Origin of the sequence: Alteromonas nitratireducens (genome assembly GCF_040812025.1) — a bacterium.
GTDB classification, from domain to species: domain Bacteria; phylum Pseudomonadota; class Gammaproteobacteria; order Enterobacterales; family Alteromonadaceae; genus Alteromonas; species Alteromonas nitratireducens.
Window position 1 is genome coordinate 16,158 of sequence record NZ_JBFNPK010000021.1, and the last position, 21,490, is coordinate 37,647.

The following is a 21,490-nucleotide window of genomic DNA, read 5'->3' on the forward strand; positions in this document are numbered from 1 at the left end:
GTCAGTCTTTCCTCAGGTACGGCGCGACAATCTTATACTCATCTTCGAATAATGGTTTGAGCGACCAGACAGCATCCGGCATGTCCTTGCCCGCGGTGCGTCGATTTCTTGTGTGCATAGAAAGCTCAATATTCAGCACGTCTGACAGTCGGCGCATGTCGTCTTCCATTGAGTGCACAGAGCCAACAAAGTCGAAATCAGAGATAGGAATTGCACTGAAATACAGCTTATATGCAAATGCAAAGCGACTGATTTGCTTGTCTTTCAGATAACATTCAAACAATTCCGCCTTATCGCTTATGCCTTTATCAATGTATCGGCTTTTCAGCACGCTATATACTGGTTCGTGACTGTCCTGTCTGGCCAATAAGCGCGTTAGCATTGACCATGCGCGCTCTACGGGATCTCTTACCCAGACAATGCGTTTGGCGTTAGGAAAAATCTCGTGATGATTTTGATGCGTTCGGACATGCCCATGTACAACCTTAGTACCCCGGGGTAACCATACTGACTTACCCGCACTCAGCGCTTTCGCGCCAGTGCTTCGGTAACACCCAAACACTGCGTCCCAGCCATACGCCGCCTCCAGGGCCGAACGTAACGATGTACCGGCTGTTTTGGGAATGTGATAGGACACCCATTCCACCTTCTCATGCTTTGCCGGCACGCGCCCGGTGGTGTTTTGCCACCAGCGATGAACTCTTTGCAGCGTCGAGAAAGCTCCAACTCTACTATGCCGCTTTTCATTCACCACTGTTAACACCACTAGTATCCAATCGCATTCACATCAGTTTTTTTGTAGTTTGTGAGTAACCAAAAAAATAGCCGTCTATGCTTTACCCGAATAGTGCCTTGGCTGCTGCATGCGTATTAAAAAATGCCTGCTTAGTTTTAGCACGTATAAAGTCTATACCTTTATTGTCATCTCTCGCGATTTTAACGATGTTCAACGCATTTCTAATGAAGGAATGAGTTGGAGAAATCGCATCAACTCGATTAATAATCGAGTCAGGAGGAGTCTGCACCCTTGAGTATCTCTTTACAATTTCATTATATTTTTCAGTAAGAACACTATTATCTGAATCCAAACCTATAATCACCAGAAGACCTGAAGGTGAAGTATCTACGGCAATCAAAATTAAATCTGGCCTGTATTCACTAAGGCATTGCTTTAATTTCCATACGTCTCCCATCCAAACCTTAGTTTTTCTTTGTCTAGACGCTTGTTCCTTTGTACATGGGAAAATGTCGTCTATCACAACAACTGTGGTTGAATTAGAGTTTCTCTCAACATTGATAAAATCCCTTAACGCATACTCGAACAAATGCATACCGTCTATAAATGCCAAATCTGGTGGTTCAAAACCATCAGCCAGTTCGTCAAAAAATTCATCACTCGTTGCCTTAATAAGTGAAAAATTCTCAATTTCGAATTTTAACAGAGGTGAAGGATCCACCCCCAATGAGTTGCAATTCGCTAGCCTCGCACTATGTCCCTGCCTTATACCTATTTCAAAATAGGACTCAGGAAGTAGCTTATTATGAATGAGCGCAAGAAAATCAAGATAAGGCCGTTCACCTTTAACGACATTTACTTCTTCACTCAAATCGAGGATGGTCTCTCCCTTTGCCTCTCCTAACCTACTATCTGAACTATTTATTAGCCTATCTTCAATAGGAATCAAAGTTTTAGATTCCTTGGCATAAACCCCTACGAGGTCTTTCCAAGGACCTCTTTGGTCGTGAAACACTTCTACAATCTCAAGCCCTACATATCTTCCCAGTGCATAAAAGGCATCTGGGTAAAAGCGATAGCAGTCAACGGGATGGCGGTGTATGAAGCCTGCGGACGGCGCAATCAAGAATATGAACCCATCTGGCTTTATTACACGCGCCATTTCTTGAAATAATAACCAAAAAAACTCAACGTGTTCAAAAGCTTGACCTGATATAAGTATATCTATCGATTCATCTTCAACTGGAATTTTATATGGGTCAGACATAACTACATCAACCCCATCACCGCTAACAATATCAGCTGCAAGATACTGAAAATCAAACCCCTCAATAATGTCTCGATAAGAGCCATTGACGTTTGCACCACCAATATCAAGCACTTTGGGCTTGCACTTTTGTTCAATAAAGCTTTTGTCAATATACCGTCTGAAACACCGAGCCATATTTTCCATGGAGGACGCGTGCATCTAATTTATTCCTTAACTTCTACATCAAAAAAACTTTGAATCCCAGAAACAACTTTATTCAAATCTGACTCGCTAATACCATAGAAAATAGGAAGCCTGACTAAACGTTCACTTTCTTTAGTTGTAAAAACATCACAACCATGAAAACTACCATATAGTTTTCCCGCAGGTGAGCTATGTAATGGAACATAATGGAAGACAACCATAACTCCTCTCTGACTCATATATTCGATAAACTTGGTTCGCATTTCTAGATTATCAAGCTTAATATAAAACATATGAGCATTGTGAATACATCCTTCTGGAACATTGGGAAGCTCTATTAGACCAATGGCTTCAAGAGGCTTCAATTTTTCATAATAAAATTGCCAAGCAAAATTTCGTGCGTCATTGATCTGATCAGCATGTATCAGTTGGGACCACAGATAAGCTGCTTGAATTTCACTAGGCAAATAACTACTACCAATATTCACCCACGTATACTTGTCAACCTGCCCCCTGAAAAACATAGAGCGGTTAGTGCCTTTCTCTCTGATAATTTCTGCATTTATAGTAAATTTGCCATCATTTATTATTAACAGCCCGCCTTCGCCACCACTTGTATAATTTTTTGTTTCATGGAAACTGAAGGCGCCGAGATGCCCGATTGCCCCTAGCGGACGCCCTTTATAAGTACTCAACATAGCTTGAGCGGCATCCTCTACAACATATACTCCATGTTTTTCAGCAATAGCCATAATCGCGTCCATTTCACAGGCAACACCAGCATAATGAACAACTACGATTGCCTTTGTTCTCTCACTAATCGCATCTTCTACTAGTGACTCATCGATATTCATAGTATCTTTTCTAACATCTACATAAACTATGTTAGCGCCTCTAAGGACAAAAGCGTTTGCTGTGCTAACAAATGTGTAGCTAGGGAGTATGACTTCATCGCCAGGTTGAATATCGAGCAAAATTGCAGCCATTTCGAGCGCAGCTGTACAAGAAGGAACTAAAAGAGCTTTTTGACAGCCTAAACGATCAACAAACCAATTTTCACATTTAACCGCAAAATCACCACCTCCAGAAATTTTGTTGCTCTGCAGCGCTTTCCCTATGAATTCCATTTCGTCCCCAATCTGCGGAAACTTGTTAAACATTAACATTTTATCTAAACCTACTTCTAAACCTAAGATTAATCAGTTGACCTGAATCAGAACAAACTCGGTTAAGCTTTACTAGACCATCCCCGCACACGACTACAGGAGCATCCTTAAAGAAAATTACTTTTCCTATATGTCTTTTTCTGTCCTCAACTACAACGTCTTTCACTAATTCAGCATCATAAATATTAACAATGAGGTCATCCACTATGGACTTAGCACCATCGTACGGAAAACCAACAGCATCAATGAAACGAATAATTTTTTCAGATGACCATCGCCAATCTATAAAATAATCATCTTCGTCTAACCAAGGACTGTAAGTGACTGCGCTAGTGCACTGCCGTTTCGACGATAAGTGACTACCAGAAATTATTTTTTGAAAAATTTCGATAACGAGTTCGGAATACAAAGGCTCGATTAATTCAATTGCATGAGCAATTTTGAGTGGATAAGAAATTTTTAATGATTTTTGAGCTATTATTTCACCGGCATCATAATCTTCGCTTGCATATAGTGCGGTAACACCAACCTCAGTTTCGCCATTCACAAGACAGTTAACTAATGGTGCAAATCCACGATATTTTGGTAATAACGAATCATGAAATACAATTAATTTATTACAGTTAGGTATTAACCACCTCCAACCTATAGCAAAAGTAACTGTGTCCGATTCATCAAGCTCTTTGATACTTCTATCTCCTCTTTCATGAAAAGATATTGATTTTTTTTTGCAAAGTGACTTTATCTCTTCGAAGGAGTCAGATTTTAATTTCAAATCTTTTGAAGATACAACGGAACTGACGGAACTTTCACCGAAGACTTCGATAAACGCATTTAGAGCATGAAGCCCTTTCGAATTCATCAGAAAAAAATTCGCTGCAAATGTACTCATTTTTTTGCACCGTCCACTGAAAAAATATCTAAATTAAGTCTATTTGTACCGACTGACTTTATATCAAACAACGCTGCCCCCCATTCTTCTGAAACGGCATCTGGGGTTGCGTTTTGTATACACATTCTCGACAACTTCTTTGCGCGCTCTAGAAATGATGAATCTCTACACATTCTTTCTACTAGCAGAAAAGCACCTTCAGTATTGCTATATGTTGTTTCTTCAGGAGCAATACCTGCAGTGTCGCAATAATCAGAACTTATTACTGCTAGCCCAGTCGCCATCGCGCTACTTACACCCTGGTTCCCGCCTTGCATATAGGGCATCACAAACGCACAATCGCAAGTCGAAATAAAATCTACCAGACACGGGACAAACCCGACGGACAGTAACTGCTTGTTTAGAGTATATCGCTTGAGAATTGGCCACTTAACAAGTATTGAGTTTAAACTGTCTTGTCCAACGAGGACCCAAACAAAATTGGGGTTATTATCAAAAGTCCTGACAAGGGCTTTTATGTCACTCTCAGTAAAATTATTTAATATTAATTTCTCTATTCTTCCACTATGCAACGGTGTTACAAAAACAATATCGTCTGCATTTCTTTTAACAAAAGTCTCGCCGCCACCCCGTTTTAGATAAAGATCAAAAACTGGTGACACCTCTTTTACGAGTGCTTCTCCGCCTTTCCTCTTCATGGTCTCTGTAAACATATCCTTTTTGGATATTACACCATCAACATGACCCTTTGGGTCATTTCTCACATTCATCGGAAAATAAGCAACCGGATAACGCTGAAAAATCAATCTGCGATAAAACTTACTCTCGAACCCATCTCCAATAAATAAAACGACGTCGGGACTGAATGCCTCTAACCATGCAAAAAATTCTACACCATTTGATTTTTCTAAACACGCGCCATTAAAGAAGTTTTCCTCTATTGAAGATAGTTCTCTCCAGTTTTTTAAATGCAAAGCACTTCTATTGTCATCTAAAATCCTCAATTTCCTGCCAGCCAAATTGAGCGACCCTTCACCGCTTAAAGCGAGACCGAATTCGCAGTTACCGTTTCTCTCTTTATAACTCCTAAGAACCTTTAAAATGGTATTTGTTAGATTATAATGGGCACTAAGTGGATTCGGCGATAAGAGTGCTGCTACGACACAAACGCGCAATCCTTCTTTTACTTGGTAAGTCTCATCCAGCAAATTTTCAATGCTACAGCTATGAATAAAAGCATCTAAACAGATTCGCAACTTAACTGATGTATCATAATCCTCGACTAAATCTAAAATTCCATCCCACTTCTTTTCAATACTCCAAGCTAAATAATACGCTTTTACCACATCATCATAATCCTGAATAGAATTAACAGAAATTGAAGACACAAGATCGTTCAATTGATCTTCATTGAGGTTTCCGATTAGTAAAGCAATAAAAACTTTTTCATACGCATGCAGCTCGGTGGATTCGATTACTGCATTTATGTTTTCCCTTATAAAATCTTTGTTTTCTTTAATGACAAGAATCCTTTCTTCTAATGACGGCTCTGAATCATTTCCAGAAGACTCATTCAGGATGTATTCAATAGAAAACTTTAATGTGTCTAACAAACCACCTTGATAAGTAATCTTAGAAGATAAGAATGATGAAAGGTCTAACCAGTTTTTAATATCTTTATATAACATTGCGGTCCTCATCCACTGTTATATTCATATGGCATTCTTCTATCCCACGTAACATTTTCTTTGACGACTTTTGCAGGGAAGCCTGCAATAACGCAGTTGCTTGCAGTAAATGCGCGAGTGATAACCGAGGCGCTACCAACGATACAATTATCAGGAACAATACTACCTTTGAGGAATCTCGCATCCTCACCAACCCAAACATGATTTCCAATTGATACATCTTCAGGAAGATTAATTGCGCGACCGGTATCGAGATCAACTACTGAATGACCATCAGAAGTTCGAATTTTTATCCCCCAAGAGAAAAGGCAGTCTTCGCCTACAATTACAACCTCTTTTCCATCATTCATTTGTATTTCACAACCACCACAACCAAAGTTCTTACCTATCAATACTCTTTGGTCACGCCCTCTAATTGAGACGATTTTTAAATTTGAAATATTTTTTTTACTAGGGCCTATAATTATTTCTTTGTTATCTCCTTTTAAATTAATAATTAGACCCGTTATATTCAACGAACTTCCTATCTTTATCTTATTTCCGGTTCCCTTTACGATTATCTTCGATAAACTGAATTTTACATCACCGTCAATCTCTATGTCGTTGCCATCTTCTACTTGTAAAGTAAGCCCTTTCATTTCCATCTCACGCAATCCCCCTCAAAACCTTAATTTCACTTAAAGCAGCGTTCCTTACCGAGAAATTTTGGGATTGATGCAGAGCTTCATTAATAATTTTTTCTCGCTTCTCTGGACTCAAATTCAAAAAATTATCAATAACCTTTAGTATTAGGCTTTCATTTCTTGGATCAACTGCAAACCCATTCTCTTCGTGTTTGATATACTCATCAGTGCCGCCGAGCACAGGCACAATTGGTACGCAACCACAGGCCATTGCCTCCAAGCCTGTCCGTCCAAATGCCTGATAATCTGATAAATCAATAAACAAATGGCTTTTTCTTAATAATGCAGAAACCTGATTTCGGCTCAAAACACCGTGATTGTGATATTGAAAATCATGGGGTAGCTGATAATGGAAAATTTCCTCATCCGAACAGCCGAATATATTAATATTTACTTTATCACCATATTTTTCAGCGACATTTTTCAAAACTCTCATCGTGCGCTTTGGCGCACGACGAGGTGTACTGGGCCTTACCATCGCAGTAATCCAGATTTGAGAACCTGACTTGTTTAACCCTGGATAATACACATCGTGATCTATGCTGGGGCTTACCTTTTTGACCTCAATGTTGTGGTTCGCACTGATAACATTTCTTATCCAATCAGTTTTCGCAAACACAGTCATGTCTGGAATAAGGGTGTAACTGTCAAATGCTTCTTTCCAGAGAGGATTATCCGGAAGCACAAAAAGTGGCTCATAATCTTGTGCATAATAGGCCACACTAGGCTTATTACTAATTCTCTCTAATGCATCTCTTACCAATTTGACTGAGGTAAAAATGGTACAAACCACCGTATCTACAACTTTCAAGTGAGTTGCAAGACTATCCTCGTCATTAAACTCAACTACATTTTTACTCACGTTTGGCATATCAGAATAACATGTAACGAAACTTGGATAGTTCTTCTGATTAACTGCTATCTTTGCGTCTATCCCCATTTTGACCAATTCGTTGACTTCCTGTGCAACTGAGTGTGCACCGCCACCGCCACCCTTGACCGGTAAAACGTATAACACTTTCATCTTCATACTTCCTTATTGCTCATTCAACGCTTTACTTAATTTATTTCTGAGTGTTACCAATGCTTCATTTTCAAAAATAGCCTTGGTTATTTTTTGCCAGTCAACATCAGGATGCTTTTTCTTCAACTCAATCCCTCCTTGCTTAGCTAAGACTTTTCGTTTTTCGTGACCGAAACTTTTGGATTTAGCATGAAAAACATAAGTGTCATCTGCGATAAGCAGCGAATACCCAGCTTTTACTGCTCGCGCGCACATGTCATTTTCTTCGCCGTAACCCAAGGGAAAAGCAACTTCATCTAATAAACCGATCGTATCTAGCATTCGCGTATTGATTAGCTGACAAAAACCATTTATCACGCCTACTTGCGGGTAGTCCCTATTCGATAAGCTTTCAACAAGTTCAGCCATGTCATCGACTGTCATATTTTTTGGTAATGGGTTTAGATGCCAATCCCCCGATGCATCGTGGATTTCTGGCACAGACTGCCAACTTGCAGCATTACTCAATGCTCCTACCATACCAACATTATCGCTGCTTAACGCACAATTCATGAGCTTGCTTAGCCATGTCTGACTAACAACGGTGTCACTATTCAGCACTACAACCCAGTCCGCGCGTGAATGCTTAATCCCTTTATTCACGGAACGGGTATAACCTATGTTCTCACTGTTTGTCACAAGCTGTACATGACCGAAAGCGCAATCAAATGCGGCCAACATTTCCGCAGTTCTTGGGTCATCACCGTCATTGATAATTATAACCCGATGCAGTAAGTCGGTTTTTTCAATCAATGACGAGAGACACAAGAATACATCATCACAAGCGTTGTAAACGGGCACGATAATGTCGACTGTTGGAAAATCTCTGGACGGCCGGTACATTTTGTGAGGCTTCAAGCGTCTAACTTGCGCAGCAAAACTGAGTACATCTTGCTCCTCTTGGCCAATATTCGTGTGATGCATGGCGATAGACTGGCGCACAGGCATGACCGGTTCATCCGAACTCCATGAATCAATGCCTTTTAAGATACGCAGCTGCTCTATGATACTGTGGTCTTCAAACTGACAAGACTCAGTATTGTTTTTTTCTTGCTTAAATTGCTCTTCTGGAAGCCGGCGCGCGGTTGAAAGCTCAGCCTCATAGAGGCAAAAGTCTTGTTCATCAGAAAAATCAAAAGCCAGGCACAGGGTCGGCAACTCTCCCGAATTTGCGAGTATCTGCTCAACGGTGCTCGCCTTTAATAAAATCTCTATTCTCTCGCGACCCAAAACGGTTTGTTTACGAGCTAGGTCTGCTACAACTCTGTCGCTCGTGGCGTCGCGCGCGATTATGTAAATACGAGGTAGCACCGCGCGACGAGCCAAGCCTAAGGCCTCAATATCAAGAGAAAGATAGTAATCGTTACAGTTTAAATAAGCCTTTTCGAACGGACAGACTACCCTGGCGTATCCATCTAGCTCCCTGGTACGTACTCTTAATCCAAATTTCTGATCAAGAGACTCTTTCAGCGGATCTGTTTGCGAGTTGTCTGTAACAGCAGCTACCGCAAACTTGCCTAGATTAGTTTTCTTGAATTCGACAAACCAGTTATCTGCTAACTCTTGGCCACGGTGGAGATGCTTAAACATAATTCCATTTGACCAGGTTTCAAAACTACCGTTCTTGAGAAGTGATTTGGATTGCCAATGAGTCGAATGTCCCGTTTTTATTGATGGCTGTTCAGGTAAGAAATTAGGATCGGATGCAAGTGTCATCATGGCAATGTCGACATGACGTCTGCCATGATGTACCAACTCTAATACAAGCTCGCAATTACCAGCTTTCATTGATGCAACAGCATCCGCAGGCAACTCCACTGCAATATGCTGCCAGTCTTTTCTAATTGTAACTGTGTCACAGACAATAAAGCTATCGTCCGTCATATTTCGAGCCATGATTGTTACATTAGTGTCATTCGATGCCTTTGCAACTAATGCCACAGTGAGGTATGACTCAATTTGTTGGATTGGTTCAAGTAAAGGGACGAGCTGGCACTTTTCACCCGTGTCATGAACGTCGCCCATCACAATCCGAGTATAGCAATCACTACTAAATCGCAACTGTGAAGGTGATAAAAAACTATTCAAACTCACCCCAATACGGTGAGAAGCATTAATTTGCCAGTTTTGGATACTGTTAAAATTCTCTAGGCTCAACCACGGGTTAACAATGTAGTTTACTACTTTTTCGAATATAACTTCTTTCGCAGCCAACACTACAGTTCCATTTCTGACCTCAACCTTGGCTACGCCTTCGAAGTTTGCCATGTGTTCGACTACATCAACGACAAAACCACAATCCTCTGACGTAATGCCTGCATCGATGACATCTTGTCGCTTAATAAAATTTGTAATGCGAGTTATCAATTTATCATTGATATACAAGCCAAAATCTCGCTTTTTATTAGATGTTACCCATCCCTGAATTGTTTTTCTGTCAGCTATATCAATACAGGCACTTCCAGCTGTCATATATTTCCTCATTTTCTCTACACTCTTTTTGCAAGATTTTTCTATTATTACTTATCTTGAAGATATTCTTTTATAAGGGATACATTGTTATAGCGTGTCGCTTCCTTATTTCACATTTAATTCACCAACTTTTCGGTAAAAGCTTGCTTCCAACACTGCGTAGTTTTTGCCACTTTAACCTTTTTTTATATTTCTTGTCATAAGCTGCCATTACTTTCTCAAAGGTCGGATAATATGCCGACTGTTGCAGGCTGTCAGGAACAGGATCTTTATAGATATTCAGCAAGTGCACTACAACACTTTCACTTGCATCAAGAAACTCCAGCAACAACGCTTCGAACTCAGACTCTCTGATTTCCTGCTTTTTATAGGGTTTAGGCGCTTTACTATTCAGAGCTTCAATAAACTGCTCGCCCTCAGGCACAGCGAATTCATCAACAAAGGTTTTCAGCCTTTTGTTAAAAAATGCTCTTAGTGCGGTTCTTTTTTTAGCGGACAGTAACGAATATTTGGCCGTACCCGCTGTGTAACCCTGCAAAAAACGATCTAGCGCGCGGTGCAGCGGCTGATGTTGTATGTGGTTGAACCAACGTTTAAATTCCATTGCTTCAAACACATAAGACGAATTAATTATTGGCGACTGGCTTTCGTGCAGCTTCGCCAGTGAAAAAACCGAGAGAAAATCAGAGACCAGATCGCCACCATGAAACAATGAAAAATCGTAGGGGCGAAGAATAAAACTGTCTGCACCAAACTGCCTTACCTGCTCTGCCAGCAAATCGAGCGTAGGTGTTCTGGGCGCCTTTGCTACTTTCAGCTTTTTGGTTTGATAATGTCGTTTTACACCCTGGTTATAGCCAGACTCAATGACTTCCAGCGGATCACGCAAATAAGCTATCACTCTCGCCCCGGGAAAAAAGTCCAGCACAGGGGTGAGGCGTTTGAAGAAAAACTCTGAAGACAGCAACAATGCGCTGGCGCCACGGGCCTGAGCATCTTTCAGAACAGATGTTGCTTTGCTGACATTAAACGTGAGGTTTTTATCGTCATCCCTGTCAAATAAAGCAAGCAGGTTACCTGAGCTTACCCCATTTTCGTCCATGGCATGCGCAGGGTAATAAATGCCGTGTTCAAGTAGCACCTGGTTATTTGCCTGCAACCAATTCTGAATAGCAGATGTGCCAGTTTTGGGAGGACCGACATGAATGTATACGTTGATGGCCATTAAACTCCTGCATTCGCCACACTAATTCCAAGTGTACTAAGTGTAACCGCGAACGCCCTGTGAGTCATCCTGCCATTGTAGATTTGCACACCCTCCTATGCGACTTTCCTGTGCTTCTCCCCCTGCAGTTTTGTCAGCGAAGACGACGCTAGCCAGTGACACTTATTTTGCAAACAGTCGCTTTATAAATTTTTGCAATCTGGGCCAGCGTGACGGGCTGTGATGTTGGGTAAATTGTCTGAGAAGCGCGTTGTCATCTTTCGTGCCGGTTGGCGCGGGTAACGACTGGCAAATTTTGCCGTACAGATCGGGGGCGGTATCAAACATATAATTTGCAACCATCACCACAGCGTCCGGAGAAATATCCTGCGACACAATCTGACGGGTCTGTCTGTTTTTTACTGAAGCAATGAGATGTTTCGCCCCTTTGATATGAAATGCAGCATGAAACTCTCTAAGCGCATTAATACACTGTTTGGTATGACGTTCCAGCTTATCCTCAGGTAACAGCGTATAGTGTCGCGTGCCGTCAGGAAAACCCTGCAATATGCCATCAATGTCCGCTTCAAGCTCTGCTAACTTAAATTGATTCAACCAGCGTTTTACTTTCAGCGCCTCAAGACTGTATGACGGGTTCGTTGACGTATTGTCGGGAACAACGGGCAGGTTAAGCAAATCAGCGAAATCGGCCAGCAGGTTAAAGTCTGCTTTGTCTGTATTCAGGTAAGCACGAAAATAAAAGCGCGTACCTGAAAGGGTGTTTGCGGCAGCCGCTAACGTGTCGAGCGTGGTGGTATGCAGGTTTTTACTGAAGGATAACGGCTCGGTTTTGCCATGGCGCTTTACGCCCTGATTATATGCCGACTCATAGGTTTCCATCGGGCAGCGGATATACGCAACAACGCGCACACCAGGCAACAGCCTGACCAGGGTGTCGATATGGTAAAAGAAGTACTCAGACGATAACAGCAGTCGGTTACAGCCACTGTCTTCAAACGCCTTCAGCAATCGGGACACTTTGGTCTCGTCAACCTCCCAGCCAGCGTCTGTTTGAGACAGCAAACAATGTAGATGACCAGAGCTAATGCCGTTCGGCCCTAGCTCGTGTTCGGGATAAAAAATGCCGTGTTCTGTGAGCAGGTCACGGTTTGATACCAGCCAGCGCTGAATCGCAGAAGTACCCGTTTTGGGCGGGCCAATATGCAGCCAGGTCTGCTTTTTCACTGTGTTACCTGCATCGTGAACTCAGACCCGCAGCATCAGAAATACAAAAAGGCAAAGTCCTGCTTTGCTTTTTTCCAGTTAAAGCTCCATAACGGATCCGGTTTGCGCCAGTTGGGTCCGTAGTTTACTTCTAACAAACGTTCCGGATTGGCCGGCATATACAAGGTAGCCCCATCGTGCTCAATTTGCTTAAGCGGCAGCACGTCTGTTACGTCAATTTCGTTGCGGCTGATTGGGTTCATACTGCACTTTTCACCTTCGATAAAACCGGTAAAAATATCCAGCCCCTGCCCGCCAGGCGTGGTACACCAGTAGTGTGCGATACCAGATGGGGCCACCCGGCATCCTTTCTCTCGAAGAAAGCTTACCAAACGCTCACGCTCCTCCAGAATGGCGTGTTCACCCTGCGCCTTTCCCACGTAACAAATATCAACATCATCATCATGGTCGATAAACTTACCGTCTCTGACAATGCCTAATAACGTGCCTGACGAAATGAAAGCGGGCACACCGAATTCATGGTTTATCCAGTGAAGCAGATTACCGAGCTCTTTCGCCACCTTATTTTTTTCAGCCTGACTGCGCAGCTCAAACGTTCGCATAAAGCCGTGAGGTCCAAACGCCAGTCCCTGCTCCTTTACCACATCACTGATACATTTCTGAAAGGCCAGCGCCTGATTGTGACTGCCCGCTTTTTTCAATTTGCTAAGCAGAGCCTGACTGGGCGCAGGATCGAGAATAAACGCGTGTAACACTGCGTTTTCAAACTCTGATGGGTTCTGCTTTTTAAATTCATTAAGCATGCGCCAGTTGTCGTACACTTCTGTCCAGTTGCGTAAGTCTTTGGACACTTCAATTTTCAGGCTAAGCGCTCGCGTAAAATAGGTACCTTCGCGGTTATACACCACAATTTTGTCAAGATTACGAATGGTTTTGAGGTCGACCACCAGCCATGGATTCTTCTCACGCTGGGTATGAAACCCGCATCCACCGTTCTTTTTTCCGTTCAGCGCCCCACGTCCATCATATTTTTCCTCGTCGTTGTACACCGAGCTGATGATGGTTTTTTTGTTAGGCGCGATATTTCGGCCATCACGATTAAAAATCTCAATGGCATCCAGATGAAATGACACCTCAGTCTGCAGACTGAAGCGCACAAAGCGCCCTTTTTCGGACGTTTTTACTTCCAGCGGCGCATTCGATTTCGTTCCTTTAAATTCAACAATCGGGTTCGCTTTCACAAAATCACGGATGCGATTAACCGTTAACGCCATATCCTCTGGCAGCAGAGATTGTGGATCATCCGGCTGGCGATGTTTGTTTTTAAAAAAACGGATCATGCTGTTCCTTAGTCGCTTATAGTTCATAGGTTGGATCCGGCACCGTCCAGCCATCACCATAGCGATCGCGAAGAAACCCTTCTATTTTTCCGGGCGCATTAAAGGTAAACCCCTTAAATTCAAAGGTACTTAAGGGCTCTAACAGATTTCCCTTGACTGCGCGAACCTGATAACCCTGCATATGTGTCCATATTTTGCCTGGCTTGTCGGGCATGCGATACATAAAGAATAAGTCCATATCAAAGTCTTCAAAATAGCAATGCACATTTAAGCTGGACGGGGTGGGAAAACGGCAGGGAACGCCGGCGGCTTTAAGCCTTTCCACCCACATGGCCGAGCTTTCACGATAACTTTTGCCTTCTTCTGCATCAACCACCACGGCAACATCAATGTCATCATCGTGGGGCAAAAAGTCGCCGTCACGGTACATCCCAAGCAATGTACCATAGCAGGGAAAGGCATCCAGTCCGAAGGTGTCTTTCAGAAAACGGCAGAAGGCAAACATGCGCTCAGCCAGAAAGGTGGAGTCGAGCTCTCTGAACGGCACTGTCAAACCATGTCGTGTATACGTCACCGCCGGCAGATACGTCGCTGAGTGTGCGCCCGCTTCTATGCCTTTAAAGAAGTCTGGCATCAGGTGGCGCTGTTTTCTGAATAACGGTTTGGTTGTACGCGCCTGACTAATACGGTATGTCGCGCAGAAATGCCCCAGCTCTTCAGCAAACTCCGGGGTCCACTTCATACCCAGCAGCCATTCCTGCGCGCTAATCAGCGTCAGTCTGGCTGAGAGGTTGTCCAGCGTTGAATCAATGATATGCCATGTACTGCCATCTTCACTGTACTGTACCAGGCGCTGAACAAAGGCGGTGCCACTGTAATGCCCGCCATGCCACAGTTTAACCTCCTTCGGTTTATCGCCCACAGGCAAAGACCGCTGGAAAATATGCGGGGGCTGAAGCACCCAAATATTATCGCGCAGGCCGAATATGTCTTCGGGGATCTGCGACGCCGCTGAGGCTGACAACAGCATGTCATCACCATCGGCTGACGTATTCAGCGTAATTTGCCGAATACCCCGTTTGGCAAATGCCACAACACGCAAATGACGCGCGGCAGCCGGGACTTGCAGTGTAAGCGCCGTTTCGCGCTCTCCGCTAAGATCAGGCGTTGGCTGGGATATCTGCTGGTTTACGGTTGCAAGATCACTTAGCAATGACGCCTTCAGACTCTCATCCGCGTCAGGCTTTGTCAGCCAGTTAGAGAACTGCTCCGCAATGCGGTCGGCCAGCTTAGCTTCACCATTTGCCCGCGCATACGCTAACGCGGTATTAATCTGAGGCTGGGCGACTTCAGCAAAGTAATTGTTTGCGCCTTTTTTTGTTACTTTAGACTGGCGGGTAATACATGCACCTTCCGCGTTGTAAGCGGTAAACAGAAGTCCGCGGCTACGGCTGCCCCAAATATCTTTGCGGTTGAACAGCTCAATGCACACGATATTTACCGCGTCCGGAAACTCGCACTCCCACCAGGGTTTGACTTCCCGCTTCGAATGCACAGACACCGAGTTAGAGCCGTCACCGCGCATTGCACCATTAGGATCAGGCAGTACTGCGGCTGTTGAACTCATCGCGCACGAAAACGGGCCTTTGTACTTAACAAGCGTTCCGTCATCCTGCTTTATCCACACACCGACATGATTAAAGTTCAGCACTTCCGGTGTTTCATTAACCAATTCAAAGCGGATTTTTTTTACCGGGCTATTAATGTAAAAACGATACGGCGATACATTTCGAAAAGGACCATACACCAGACCTGGCAAACGGCTGATCACAGGAAGATAGATCGCGTCTTCCTTAGCGGCTTTTCGGGCTTCCGCTAATGCGCGTAGTGAATACTTTGAAGAGGTCCTTCTGACCCAACGAACCGGTTTTCCAACCAGCTTCCTTATCAGTTGTTGCATGTGTGATCTTGTGAAATTACCAAAGGAACGTGATTTTATATGACTGTAACGGAATTGTCATAATGAAAGCGGCCATGGCCGCTTTATTCACCACGATAAATAGCGAGATGGGCCTTAGCGCATTGCGAAGCAGACAACGGCGTTTTGATGTTCTCAGCGCAGTCTGCCCGGATAGACTGATCTCTTACACAACGGGTCATGGTTGCAGCAAGGTCGACCGGGCTTCCAAACCGGAAGTGCAAACCGTCGACACCGTCTTTCACCTTTTCCTGCATGCCGCCAATGTTTGACACAATAAGAGGCACCTTCTGCGAAAATGCTTCCTGTATTACCATGGGCGAGTTCTCCCACCACACAGAAGGAACGATGGCCCAGTCTACATGCTGCAATAGCTGCGGTAATTCATGGGGTTCATACGGCCCGTGAAAAATAACGCGCCCCTGTGTTTTCTTAAGTAATTTCTGTACTTTTTTCTGATAGGTCGTTTCCTGAACGTTTAAGTTTGCACCATGGATCTCTACGTTCACTTTACGGGCTACCGACTTGTCCAGCAGCAATACCGCTTCCAACAGCACATCAATGCCTTTATACGGGTTTACCTGCCCGAAAAAGGCGAATGTTACCGATTCGGCATTATTCGTAGTACCGGCTTCTGGTGATAATGTGCCGTGCGGCTGACCATTTTCTATGACCGTAAACGGCTTATCACCGATTCCCCACTCCAGATACCGCGTTTTCAAGAACTCAGAAGGCGAAACAAAATGATCTACCACAGAAAACAGGCGCTTAATGTATTGCTCGCGAAGAAAGAAGTCACCGGGTTGTTTGTCTGGAAAACAGCCATGGCAGTCTCTGGCTGAGGCTTTGTAGCAAAGCTTGCCATTGGTTTTCACCATCAGCCCCTTGTTATGGCAAATAGCAAGATACTCGTGCAGGGTCAGCACAATTTTACATTGTGGCAGCGTACGACGAATTTCCTCCAGCATTTCTATTCCCAGCAGAAAATAGTGATGCAGGTGAACCACGGTGGGCTTTATTAGTAGCAGCAGATCGCGAAACTCTTGCCACATGTGACGGGTTTTTATGTTTGAGAATAAAAAGCCATCATCCATTGTTGTATGAAAAAGAATTTCCCGCTTACCGTTTCTTGACGAGAATGCGGCGCCACCATGTGGTGTCTGGCTGGTTCTGGCCAGGAAGTAGGCGTCTATATTCTGGGCCCGGAGCTCGTTATAAAGGTTGTAGGCAGCAATTTCGGCCCCGCCTTTATTCAGGTCAGGATGGCCATGTGAAATAATCAGCACGGTTTCATTACTGCTCATTGTGCCAACTCCTCAATTACGCTACCCCATTTACTGTTTTGATACGTGCCATTCGCCAGTGTAAGTTTGAACTTCCAATCGCCACTGTCTACCAGGTTTTGCGACAGCCGTTCAAGGTGATACAGCCTTACGGACCCGGAACAATATATTTTCTTTTGCAGGCTGCGCACTTTTAAGCACAGATCAGAGTCTTCAAAGTCTCCCAGGATGTACATGGTGTCGAAGCCGCCAACCTCGCTGAAATCACTTCGCTTCATTAGCATGCATGCGCCGGTCACGAGCTGGGTTTCAAACAGAGCGGAGGGCTTAACAAGGTCAACAGGTAACCCTTTGAAGGGATGATGATTCATCCAGATACCGGGATAGTGTGAGTCTTTGGCAAACACCATACCCGCATGCTGTATGGTATCGTCCTCGTATAACAGCGTAGCGCCTAACATGCCGCAGTTATCTGCGCTTTGGTATTGGCTTAGCAACTCAGACAGCCAGCCTTTTCGGGCTGGCAAAATGTCTGAATTTAATAACAATAAAAACTCGCCTGTCGCGTATTCAGCACCCAGATTATTGGCACCAGAAAACCCACGGTTACTATCAGAAAATACAACACTGAACGGGAAGCGGAACGTTTCGAAAACGCCATGTGCAGTTAACGCAAGCTGACGCTCCAGTGCAGGATCATCCAGCACATAAATAATCTCTGCGTTGGCCATATCCGGATCGGCAGAAAACTGAGCTATCTGATGCTGAAGAAAGTCATATCGACCGTACAGCGGAATTATAACGCTTACTTTAGCTGCTTCAGACTTATCGCCAAAATGTTGCATCCTGCTCTGCCCGTATTTATTAATACGGCTCTTCCAGATACGTTGAAGCTGCGGCACCACCTGGCTGTCGAGCGTGTCAAAAAAGTCAGCGTCGTTAACGCGGGTTGAATCCAGGATCTGCTTGATTTTTTTTACGTCAGGGTCGAGCTGGCGCACGATGGTAACGGCTTCAGCACTGGCCTTTGCAATATCAAAACCCTGCTTTTGAATAAACTTTGATGCGTCCTGCCGATCGGTAGGCACATGGCTGATGATTTCAGCTGCACTGCTAACAGGCCGATAACGTTGTTGCGACAGCGAAAACGCATAGTTATCCGACTGGATGGTAATATTTTCCAGACTGCCGGCAACGCCGTCCAGCACCGCCAGGAAACCGGTACAGCATTCCACTGAAGGTAACTGCAGACCGGCTGCCACGTCGTCACGGTCGAACGAGAAGGTTGCAAGCGGCTTACCGTTCGCGGTCATCGACACACCATGAAGTGGAGCCGTTTTGTCCGCCAGCCAGCCGCACAGTAACACATTGTTGTCCTGCACCAGCACAAAGTCGATGTTAAGTATGCGGTTACCGGACAGCTTACCAGCTAACCCCGGGAAACGAGTTTTGATAATACTTTTTAGTTTTGCCTTCATGGCAGCCTTTAACGTGTTTTTACCTATATCTGGTTAACCAGGTCGAGAAGGTGTGACGTGACATTACGTACTTCCCGCAACTTTTCTTCATTTATTTCTCTCAGAACTGTTTTCAATTCTGTCGTTGAAATATCTTTTGTCCGAGGGAGATAAAGTACATTAACAATATCGTCTAAATCGTCGAACTTACCAGCCCAATCATCTCCAATTGCGAAGATATCAGCGTTTTCCCTGATAAGGTCGTCTCTCTTCTGTTCCCAACAAGTTTCCGGAAAGACATCATCGACGTACTGACAGGCAAGCAATATTTCCTTTCTGTCTTCGAAAGGAATGATGACTTTTTTACCTTTAACGTGATTGAACTCATCGGTTGACAATCCGACAACAAGCCGGTCGCCCAATGCTTTAAGGCGCTTTAATAATCTGACATGGCCAACGTGAAACAAGTCGAACGTGCCGTAAGTCACTACGGTTTTCATTGATCAAATTCCTTCTTCATCCAGCATATTCGTCTGCGTGTAAGAAAATGGTATCCGGCTTATGCTGTATGTGGAGTATTCTCGGAGCCCTTTTAATGCCCGGCAAGGATAGCGTAAAACGGCATGTCATAAAAGTGACACAATAAGTGCTTTAAGGCTATATAACGTATGACACAAGGACAAACAAAAAACCCGGCACACGGCCGGGTTTTTACGTAAATACCGTTAGGTCTTACTCTTCGGTAGCTTCTACCGCTTCTTCAGCAGCTTCTACTTCCGGACGGTCAACCAGTTCAACAAACGCCATAGGCGCGTTGTCACCAGCACGGAAACCGCATTTCAGAATGCGCGTGTAACCGCCTGGGCGAGCTTCGTAACGAGGACCAAGCTCGTTGAACAGTTTACCTACAACCTCTTTATCACCAGTGCGGGCGAAGGCCAGACGGCGGTTTGCAACGCTGTCTTGCTTAGCCAGCGTGATAAGAGGCTCGATTACGCGACGTAATTCTTTCGCTTTTGGTAACGTCGTTTTGATCACTTCGTGCTTGACCAGTGAGCCGGCCATGTTACGGAACATAGCTTGACGATGGCTGCTGTTGCGATTCAACTGACGACCACTCTTACGATGGCGCATAGTTTTATCCTTCTCTACAAATCAGTTTACTATAAACCTGATTAATCTTTTTCAGCGATGCTCTCTGGCGGCCAGTTTTCCAGGCGCATGCCCAGAGACAGACCACGAGATGCCAGAACATCTTTGATTTCAGTCAGCGACTTCTTACCAAGGTTAGGCGTCTTAAGAAGCTCTACCTCAGTGCGCTGTACCAGGTCACCAATATACTGGATAGCTTCCGCTTTCAAACAGTTTGCAGAACGTACTGTTAATTCCAGATCATCAACCGGGCGAAGCAGAATCGGATCGAATTCTGGCTTCTCTTCTTTCGCTTCTGGCTCAGATACATCACGCAGATCTACGAATGCGTCGAGCTGTTCAGCAAGAATGGTTGCAGAACGACGGATGGCCTCTTCAGGATCCAGCGTGCCGTTCGTTTCCATATCAATGATCAGTTTGTCTAAGTCTGTGCGTTGTTCAACACGCGCAGATTCAACAGTGTAAGCAATACGCTCTACAGGGCTGTAAGACGCGTCAACTAACAAACGACCAATGGGACGATCATCTTCTTCAGAGGAGCGACGAGTAGAAGCAGGAACGTAACCGCGTCCCATCTCTACTTTGATGCGCATGCTGATTTCAGCATCGCCTGTCAACGTACAAATAACGTGGTCAGGGTTCACGATTTCTACATCGCCGTCATGCTGAATATCACCAGCAACAACAGGGCCAGCGCCAGATTTCGCTAGAGTCAGGGTCGCCTCGTCTTTGCCTTCAAGGCGAACCGCTAAACCTTTCAGATTTAGCAAGATCTCGATGACGTCTTCCTGAACACCTTCTTTGGTGCTGTACTCGTGTAAAACGCCATCAATTTCTACCTCGGTAACCGCACATCCAGGCATAGATGACAGCAAAATACGACGCAGGGCGTTACCCAGAGTGTGGCCAAAGCCGCGCTCCAGGGGTTCCAAAGTTACTTTGGCACGAGTAGGAGAGACGTTTTCGATCTCAACTAATCTCGGTTTTAGGAATTCAGTCACAGAACCCACAATGCTTCCTCTTTAGTTAAGCTTTACTTAGAGTAAAGTTCGACGATCAACTGTTCGTTAATTTCCGCAGACAGGTCTTCTCTTTCAGGAATACGCTTGAACGTACCTTCCATCTTGTTGCTGTCTACTTCAATCCAGGTTGGCTTCTCACGTTGGTCAGCCAGCTCCAGAGCCGCTACGATACGAGCCTGCTTTTTCGCTTTCTCACGAACAGAAACCACGTCTTCGGCAGTAACGTTGAATGATGGAATGTTCACAACGCGACCATTCACCATAATCGCCTTGTGGCTAACCAGCTGGCGAGCTTCCGCACGCGTGCTGGCGAATCCCATGCGATATACTACGTTGTCAAGACGCTGCTCAAGCAGTTGCAGCAGGTTTTCACCTGTGTTGCCTTTCAGACGGGCAGCTTCTTTGTAGTAGTTACGGAATTGCTTTTCCAGTACGCCATACATGCGACGTACTTTTTGCTTTTCACGCAGCTGAACACCGTAGTCAGACAGACGGCCACGACGGGCACCGTGCTGACCAGGCGCTGTATCGATCTTACACTTAGAATCGATTGCGCGAACGCCGCTTTTCAGGAACAGGTCAGTTCCTTCGCGACGGCTTAGTTTGAGTTTTGGACCCAAATATCTTGCCATGATCTTTCTCCAACTGTCCGTCGA

The 21,490-nt window shown here is 44.5% G+C and carries 18 protein-coding genes; all 18 read right to left on the minus strand.

Translation table 11 applies throughout. The features are described 5' to 3' along the window. Nucleotide 1: 1 nt before the first annotated feature. The 18 genes from AB1N33_RS14880 to rpsD all read right to left on the minus strand — a co-directional run bounded on the left by AB1N33_RS14880 (nucleotide 2) and on the right by rpsD (nucleotide 21,466). Nucleotides 2–637: a sulfotransferase family 2 domain-containing protein gene (locus tag AB1N33_RS14880; protein ID WP_411272357.1), complete on the minus strand. Its 636-nt coding sequence runs from the start codon at nucleotides 635–637 to the stop codon at nucleotides 2–4. Nucleotides 638–836: 199 nt separating this feature from the next. After that, nucleotides 837–2,189, minus strand: coding sequence for a methyltransferase domain-containing protein (locus AB1N33_RS14885; RefSeq protein ID WP_411272358.1), 1,353 nt, complete (start codon nucleotides 2,187–2,189; stop codon nucleotides 837–839). Nucleotides 2,190–2,209: 20 nt separating this feature from the next. Then, nucleotides 2,210–3,355 carry a dTDP-4-amino-4,6-dideoxygalactose transaminase gene (gene rffA, locus AB1N33_RS14890; protein ID WP_411272359.1) on the minus strand — a complete coding sequence of 382 codons (1,146 nt, stop codon included), beginning with the start codon at nucleotides 3,353–3,355 and terminating at the stop codon, nucleotides 2,210–2,212. 1 nt (nucleotide 3,356) lies between these two features. After that, entirely contained in the window at nucleotides 3,357–4,247 is an 891-nt protein-coding gene (locus AB1N33_RS14895) for a methionyl-tRNA formyltransferase (RefSeq protein ID WP_411272360.1), read from the minus strand. After that, the gene (locus tag AB1N33_RS14900; protein ID WP_411272361.1) at nucleotides 4,244–5,935 is read right to left on the minus strand and encodes a glycosyltransferase family protein; all 1,692 of its coding nucleotides are present in this window, start codon (nucleotides 5,933–5,935) and stop codon (nucleotides 4,244–4,246) included. Before AB1N33_RS14900 ends, AB1N33_RS14895 begins: the two co-directional genes overlap by 4 nt. Nucleotides 5,936–5,943: 8 nt before the next feature. Beyond that, nucleotides 5,944–6,579: an acyltransferase gene (locus tag AB1N33_RS14905; RefSeq protein ID WP_411272362.1), complete on the minus strand. Its 636-nt coding sequence runs from the start codon at nucleotides 6,577–6,579 to the stop codon at nucleotides 5,944–5,946. Nucleotide 6,580: 1 nt separating this feature from the next. Then, complete coding sequence (locus tag AB1N33_RS14910; protein WP_411272363.1) at nucleotides 6,581–7,642, minus strand: glycosyltransferase family 4 protein; 1,062 nt, start codon at nucleotides 7,640–7,642, stop codon at nucleotides 6,581–6,583. Between the two features lie 12 nt (nucleotides 7,643–7,654). Continuing rightward, nucleotides 7,655–10,153, minus strand: coding sequence for a glycosyltransferase family 2 protein (locus AB1N33_RS14915; RefSeq protein ID WP_411272364.1), 2,499 nt, complete (start codon nucleotides 10,151–10,153; stop codon nucleotides 7,655–7,657). A gap of 121 nt (nucleotides 10,154–10,274) precedes the next feature. Then, nucleotides 10,275–11,378, minus strand: coding sequence for a hypothetical protein (locus AB1N33_RS14920; RefSeq protein ID WP_411272365.1), 1,104 nt, complete (start codon nucleotides 11,376–11,378; stop codon nucleotides 10,275–10,277). Nucleotides 11,379–11,540: 162 nt separating this feature from the next. Then, nucleotides 11,541–12,602, minus strand: coding sequence for a hypothetical protein (locus AB1N33_RS14925; protein ID WP_411272366.1), 1,062 nt, complete (start codon nucleotides 12,600–12,602; stop codon nucleotides 11,541–11,543). Between the two features lie 35 nt (nucleotides 12,603–12,637). Beyond that, on the minus strand, nucleotides 12,638–13,942 hold the full coding sequence (locus tag AB1N33_RS14930; RefSeq protein WP_411272367.1) for a discoidin domain-containing protein: 1,305 nt from the start codon (nucleotides 13,940–13,942) through the stop codon (nucleotides 12,638–12,640). 16 nt (nucleotides 13,943–13,958) lie between these two features. After that, entirely contained in the window at nucleotides 13,959–15,902 is a 1,944-nt protein-coding gene (locus AB1N33_RS14935) for a LicD family protein (RefSeq protein ID WP_411272368.1), read from the minus strand. Nucleotides 15,903–15,985: 83 nt separating this feature from the next. Then, nucleotides 15,986–17,224: a glycosyltransferase family 4 protein gene (locus AB1N33_RS14940; protein ID WP_411272369.1), complete on the minus strand. Its 1,239-nt coding sequence runs from the start codon at nucleotides 17,222–17,224 to the stop codon at nucleotides 15,986–15,988. Beyond that, entirely contained in the window at nucleotides 17,221–18,681 is a 1,461-nt protein-coding gene (locus AB1N33_RS14945; protein ID WP_411272370.1) for a glycosyltransferase family 2 protein, read from the minus strand. Before AB1N33_RS14945 ends, AB1N33_RS14940 begins: the two co-directional genes overlap by 4 nt. 23 nt (nucleotides 18,682–18,704) lie before the next feature. Then, nucleotides 18,705–19,160 carry an adenylyltransferase/cytidyltransferase family protein gene (locus AB1N33_RS14950; RefSeq protein ID WP_411272371.1) on the minus strand — a complete coding sequence of 152 codons (456 nt, stop codon included), beginning with the start codon at nucleotides 19,158–19,160 and terminating at the stop codon, nucleotides 18,705–18,707. A gap of 232 nt (nucleotides 19,161–19,392) precedes the next feature. Then, a complete protein-coding gene (gene rplQ, locus AB1N33_RS14955; protein WP_411272372.1) occupies nucleotides 19,393–19,794 on the minus strand; it encodes a 50S ribosomal protein L17 in 402 nt (133 codons plus the stop codon). A 41-nt stretch (nucleotides 19,795–19,835) separates the two neighbouring features. Beyond that, on the minus strand, nucleotides 19,836–20,825 hold the full coding sequence (locus tag AB1N33_RS14960) for a DNA-directed RNA polymerase subunit alpha (RefSeq protein WP_411272387.1): 990 nt from the start codon (nucleotides 20,823–20,825) through the stop codon (nucleotides 19,836–19,838). A 20-nt stretch (nucleotides 20,826–20,845) separates the two neighbouring features. Then, the gene (gene rpsD / locus AB1N33_RS14965; protein WP_411272373.1) at nucleotides 20,846–21,466 is read right to left on the minus strand and encodes a 30S ribosomal protein S4; all 621 of its coding nucleotides are present in this window, start codon (nucleotides 21,464–21,466) and stop codon (nucleotides 20,846–20,848) included. Nucleotides 21,467–21,490: the final 24 nt, after the last annotated feature.

Bases quoted from the DNA above. Each gene is read 5' to 3' on its own strand.
- AB1N33_RS14885 (WP_411272358.1), bottom strand. From the start codon at position 2,189: ATGGAAAATATGGCTCGGTGTTTCAGACGGTATATTGACAAAAGCTTT.
- rffA (WP_411272359.1), bottom strand. From the start codon at position 3,355: ATGTTAATGTTTAACAAGTTTCCGCAGATTGGGGACGAAATGGAATTC.
- AB1N33_RS14895 (WP_411272360.1), bottom strand. From the start codon at position 4,247: ATGAGTACATTTGCAGCGAATTTTTTTCTGATGAATTCGAAAGGGCTT.
- AB1N33_RS14900 (WP_411272361.1), bottom strand. From the start codon at position 5,935: ATGTTATATAAAGATATTAAAAACTGGTTAGACCTTTCATCATTCTTA.
- AB1N33_RS14905 (WP_411272362.1), bottom strand. From the start codon at position 6,579: ATGGAAATGAAAGGGCTTACTTTACAAGTAGAAGATGGCAACGACATA.
- AB1N33_RS14910 (WP_411272363.1), bottom strand. From the start codon at position 7,642: ATGAAAGTGTTATACGTTTTACCGGTCAAGGGTGGCGGTGGCGGTGCA.
- AB1N33_RS14915 (WP_411272364.1), bottom strand. From the start codon at position 10,153: ATGACAGCTGGAAGTGCCTGTATTGATATAGCTGACAGAAAAACAATT.
- AB1N33_RS14920 (WP_411272365.1), bottom strand. From the start codon at position 11,378: ATGGCCATCAACGTATACATTCATGTCGGTCCTCCCAAAACTGGCACA.
- AB1N33_RS14930 (WP_411272367.1), bottom strand. From the start codon at position 13,942: ATGATCCGTTTTTTTAAAAACAAACATCGCCAGCCGGATGATCCACAA.
- AB1N33_RS14935 (WP_411272368.1), bottom strand. From the start codon at position 15,902: ATGCAACAACTGATAAGGAAGCTGGTTGGAAAACCGGTTCGTTGGGTC.
- AB1N33_RS14940 (WP_411272369.1), bottom strand. From the start codon at position 17,224: ATGAGCAGTAATGAAACCGTGCTGATTATTTCACATGGCCATCCTGAC.
- AB1N33_RS14945 (WP_411272370.1), bottom strand. From the start codon at position 18,681: ATGAAGGCAAAACTAAAAAGTATTATCAAAACTCGTTTCCCGGGGTTA.
- AB1N33_RS14950 (WP_411272371.1), bottom strand. From the start codon at position 19,160: ATGAAAACCGTAGTGACTTACGGCACGTTCGACTTGTTTCACGTTGGC.
- rplQ (WP_411272372.1), bottom strand. From the start codon at position 19,794: ATGCGCCATCGTAAGAGTGGTCGTCAGTTGAATCGCAACAGCAGCCAT.
- rpsD (WP_411272373.1), bottom strand. From the start codon at position 21,466: ATGGCAAGATATTTGGGTCCAAAACTCAAACTAAGCCGTCGCGAAGGA.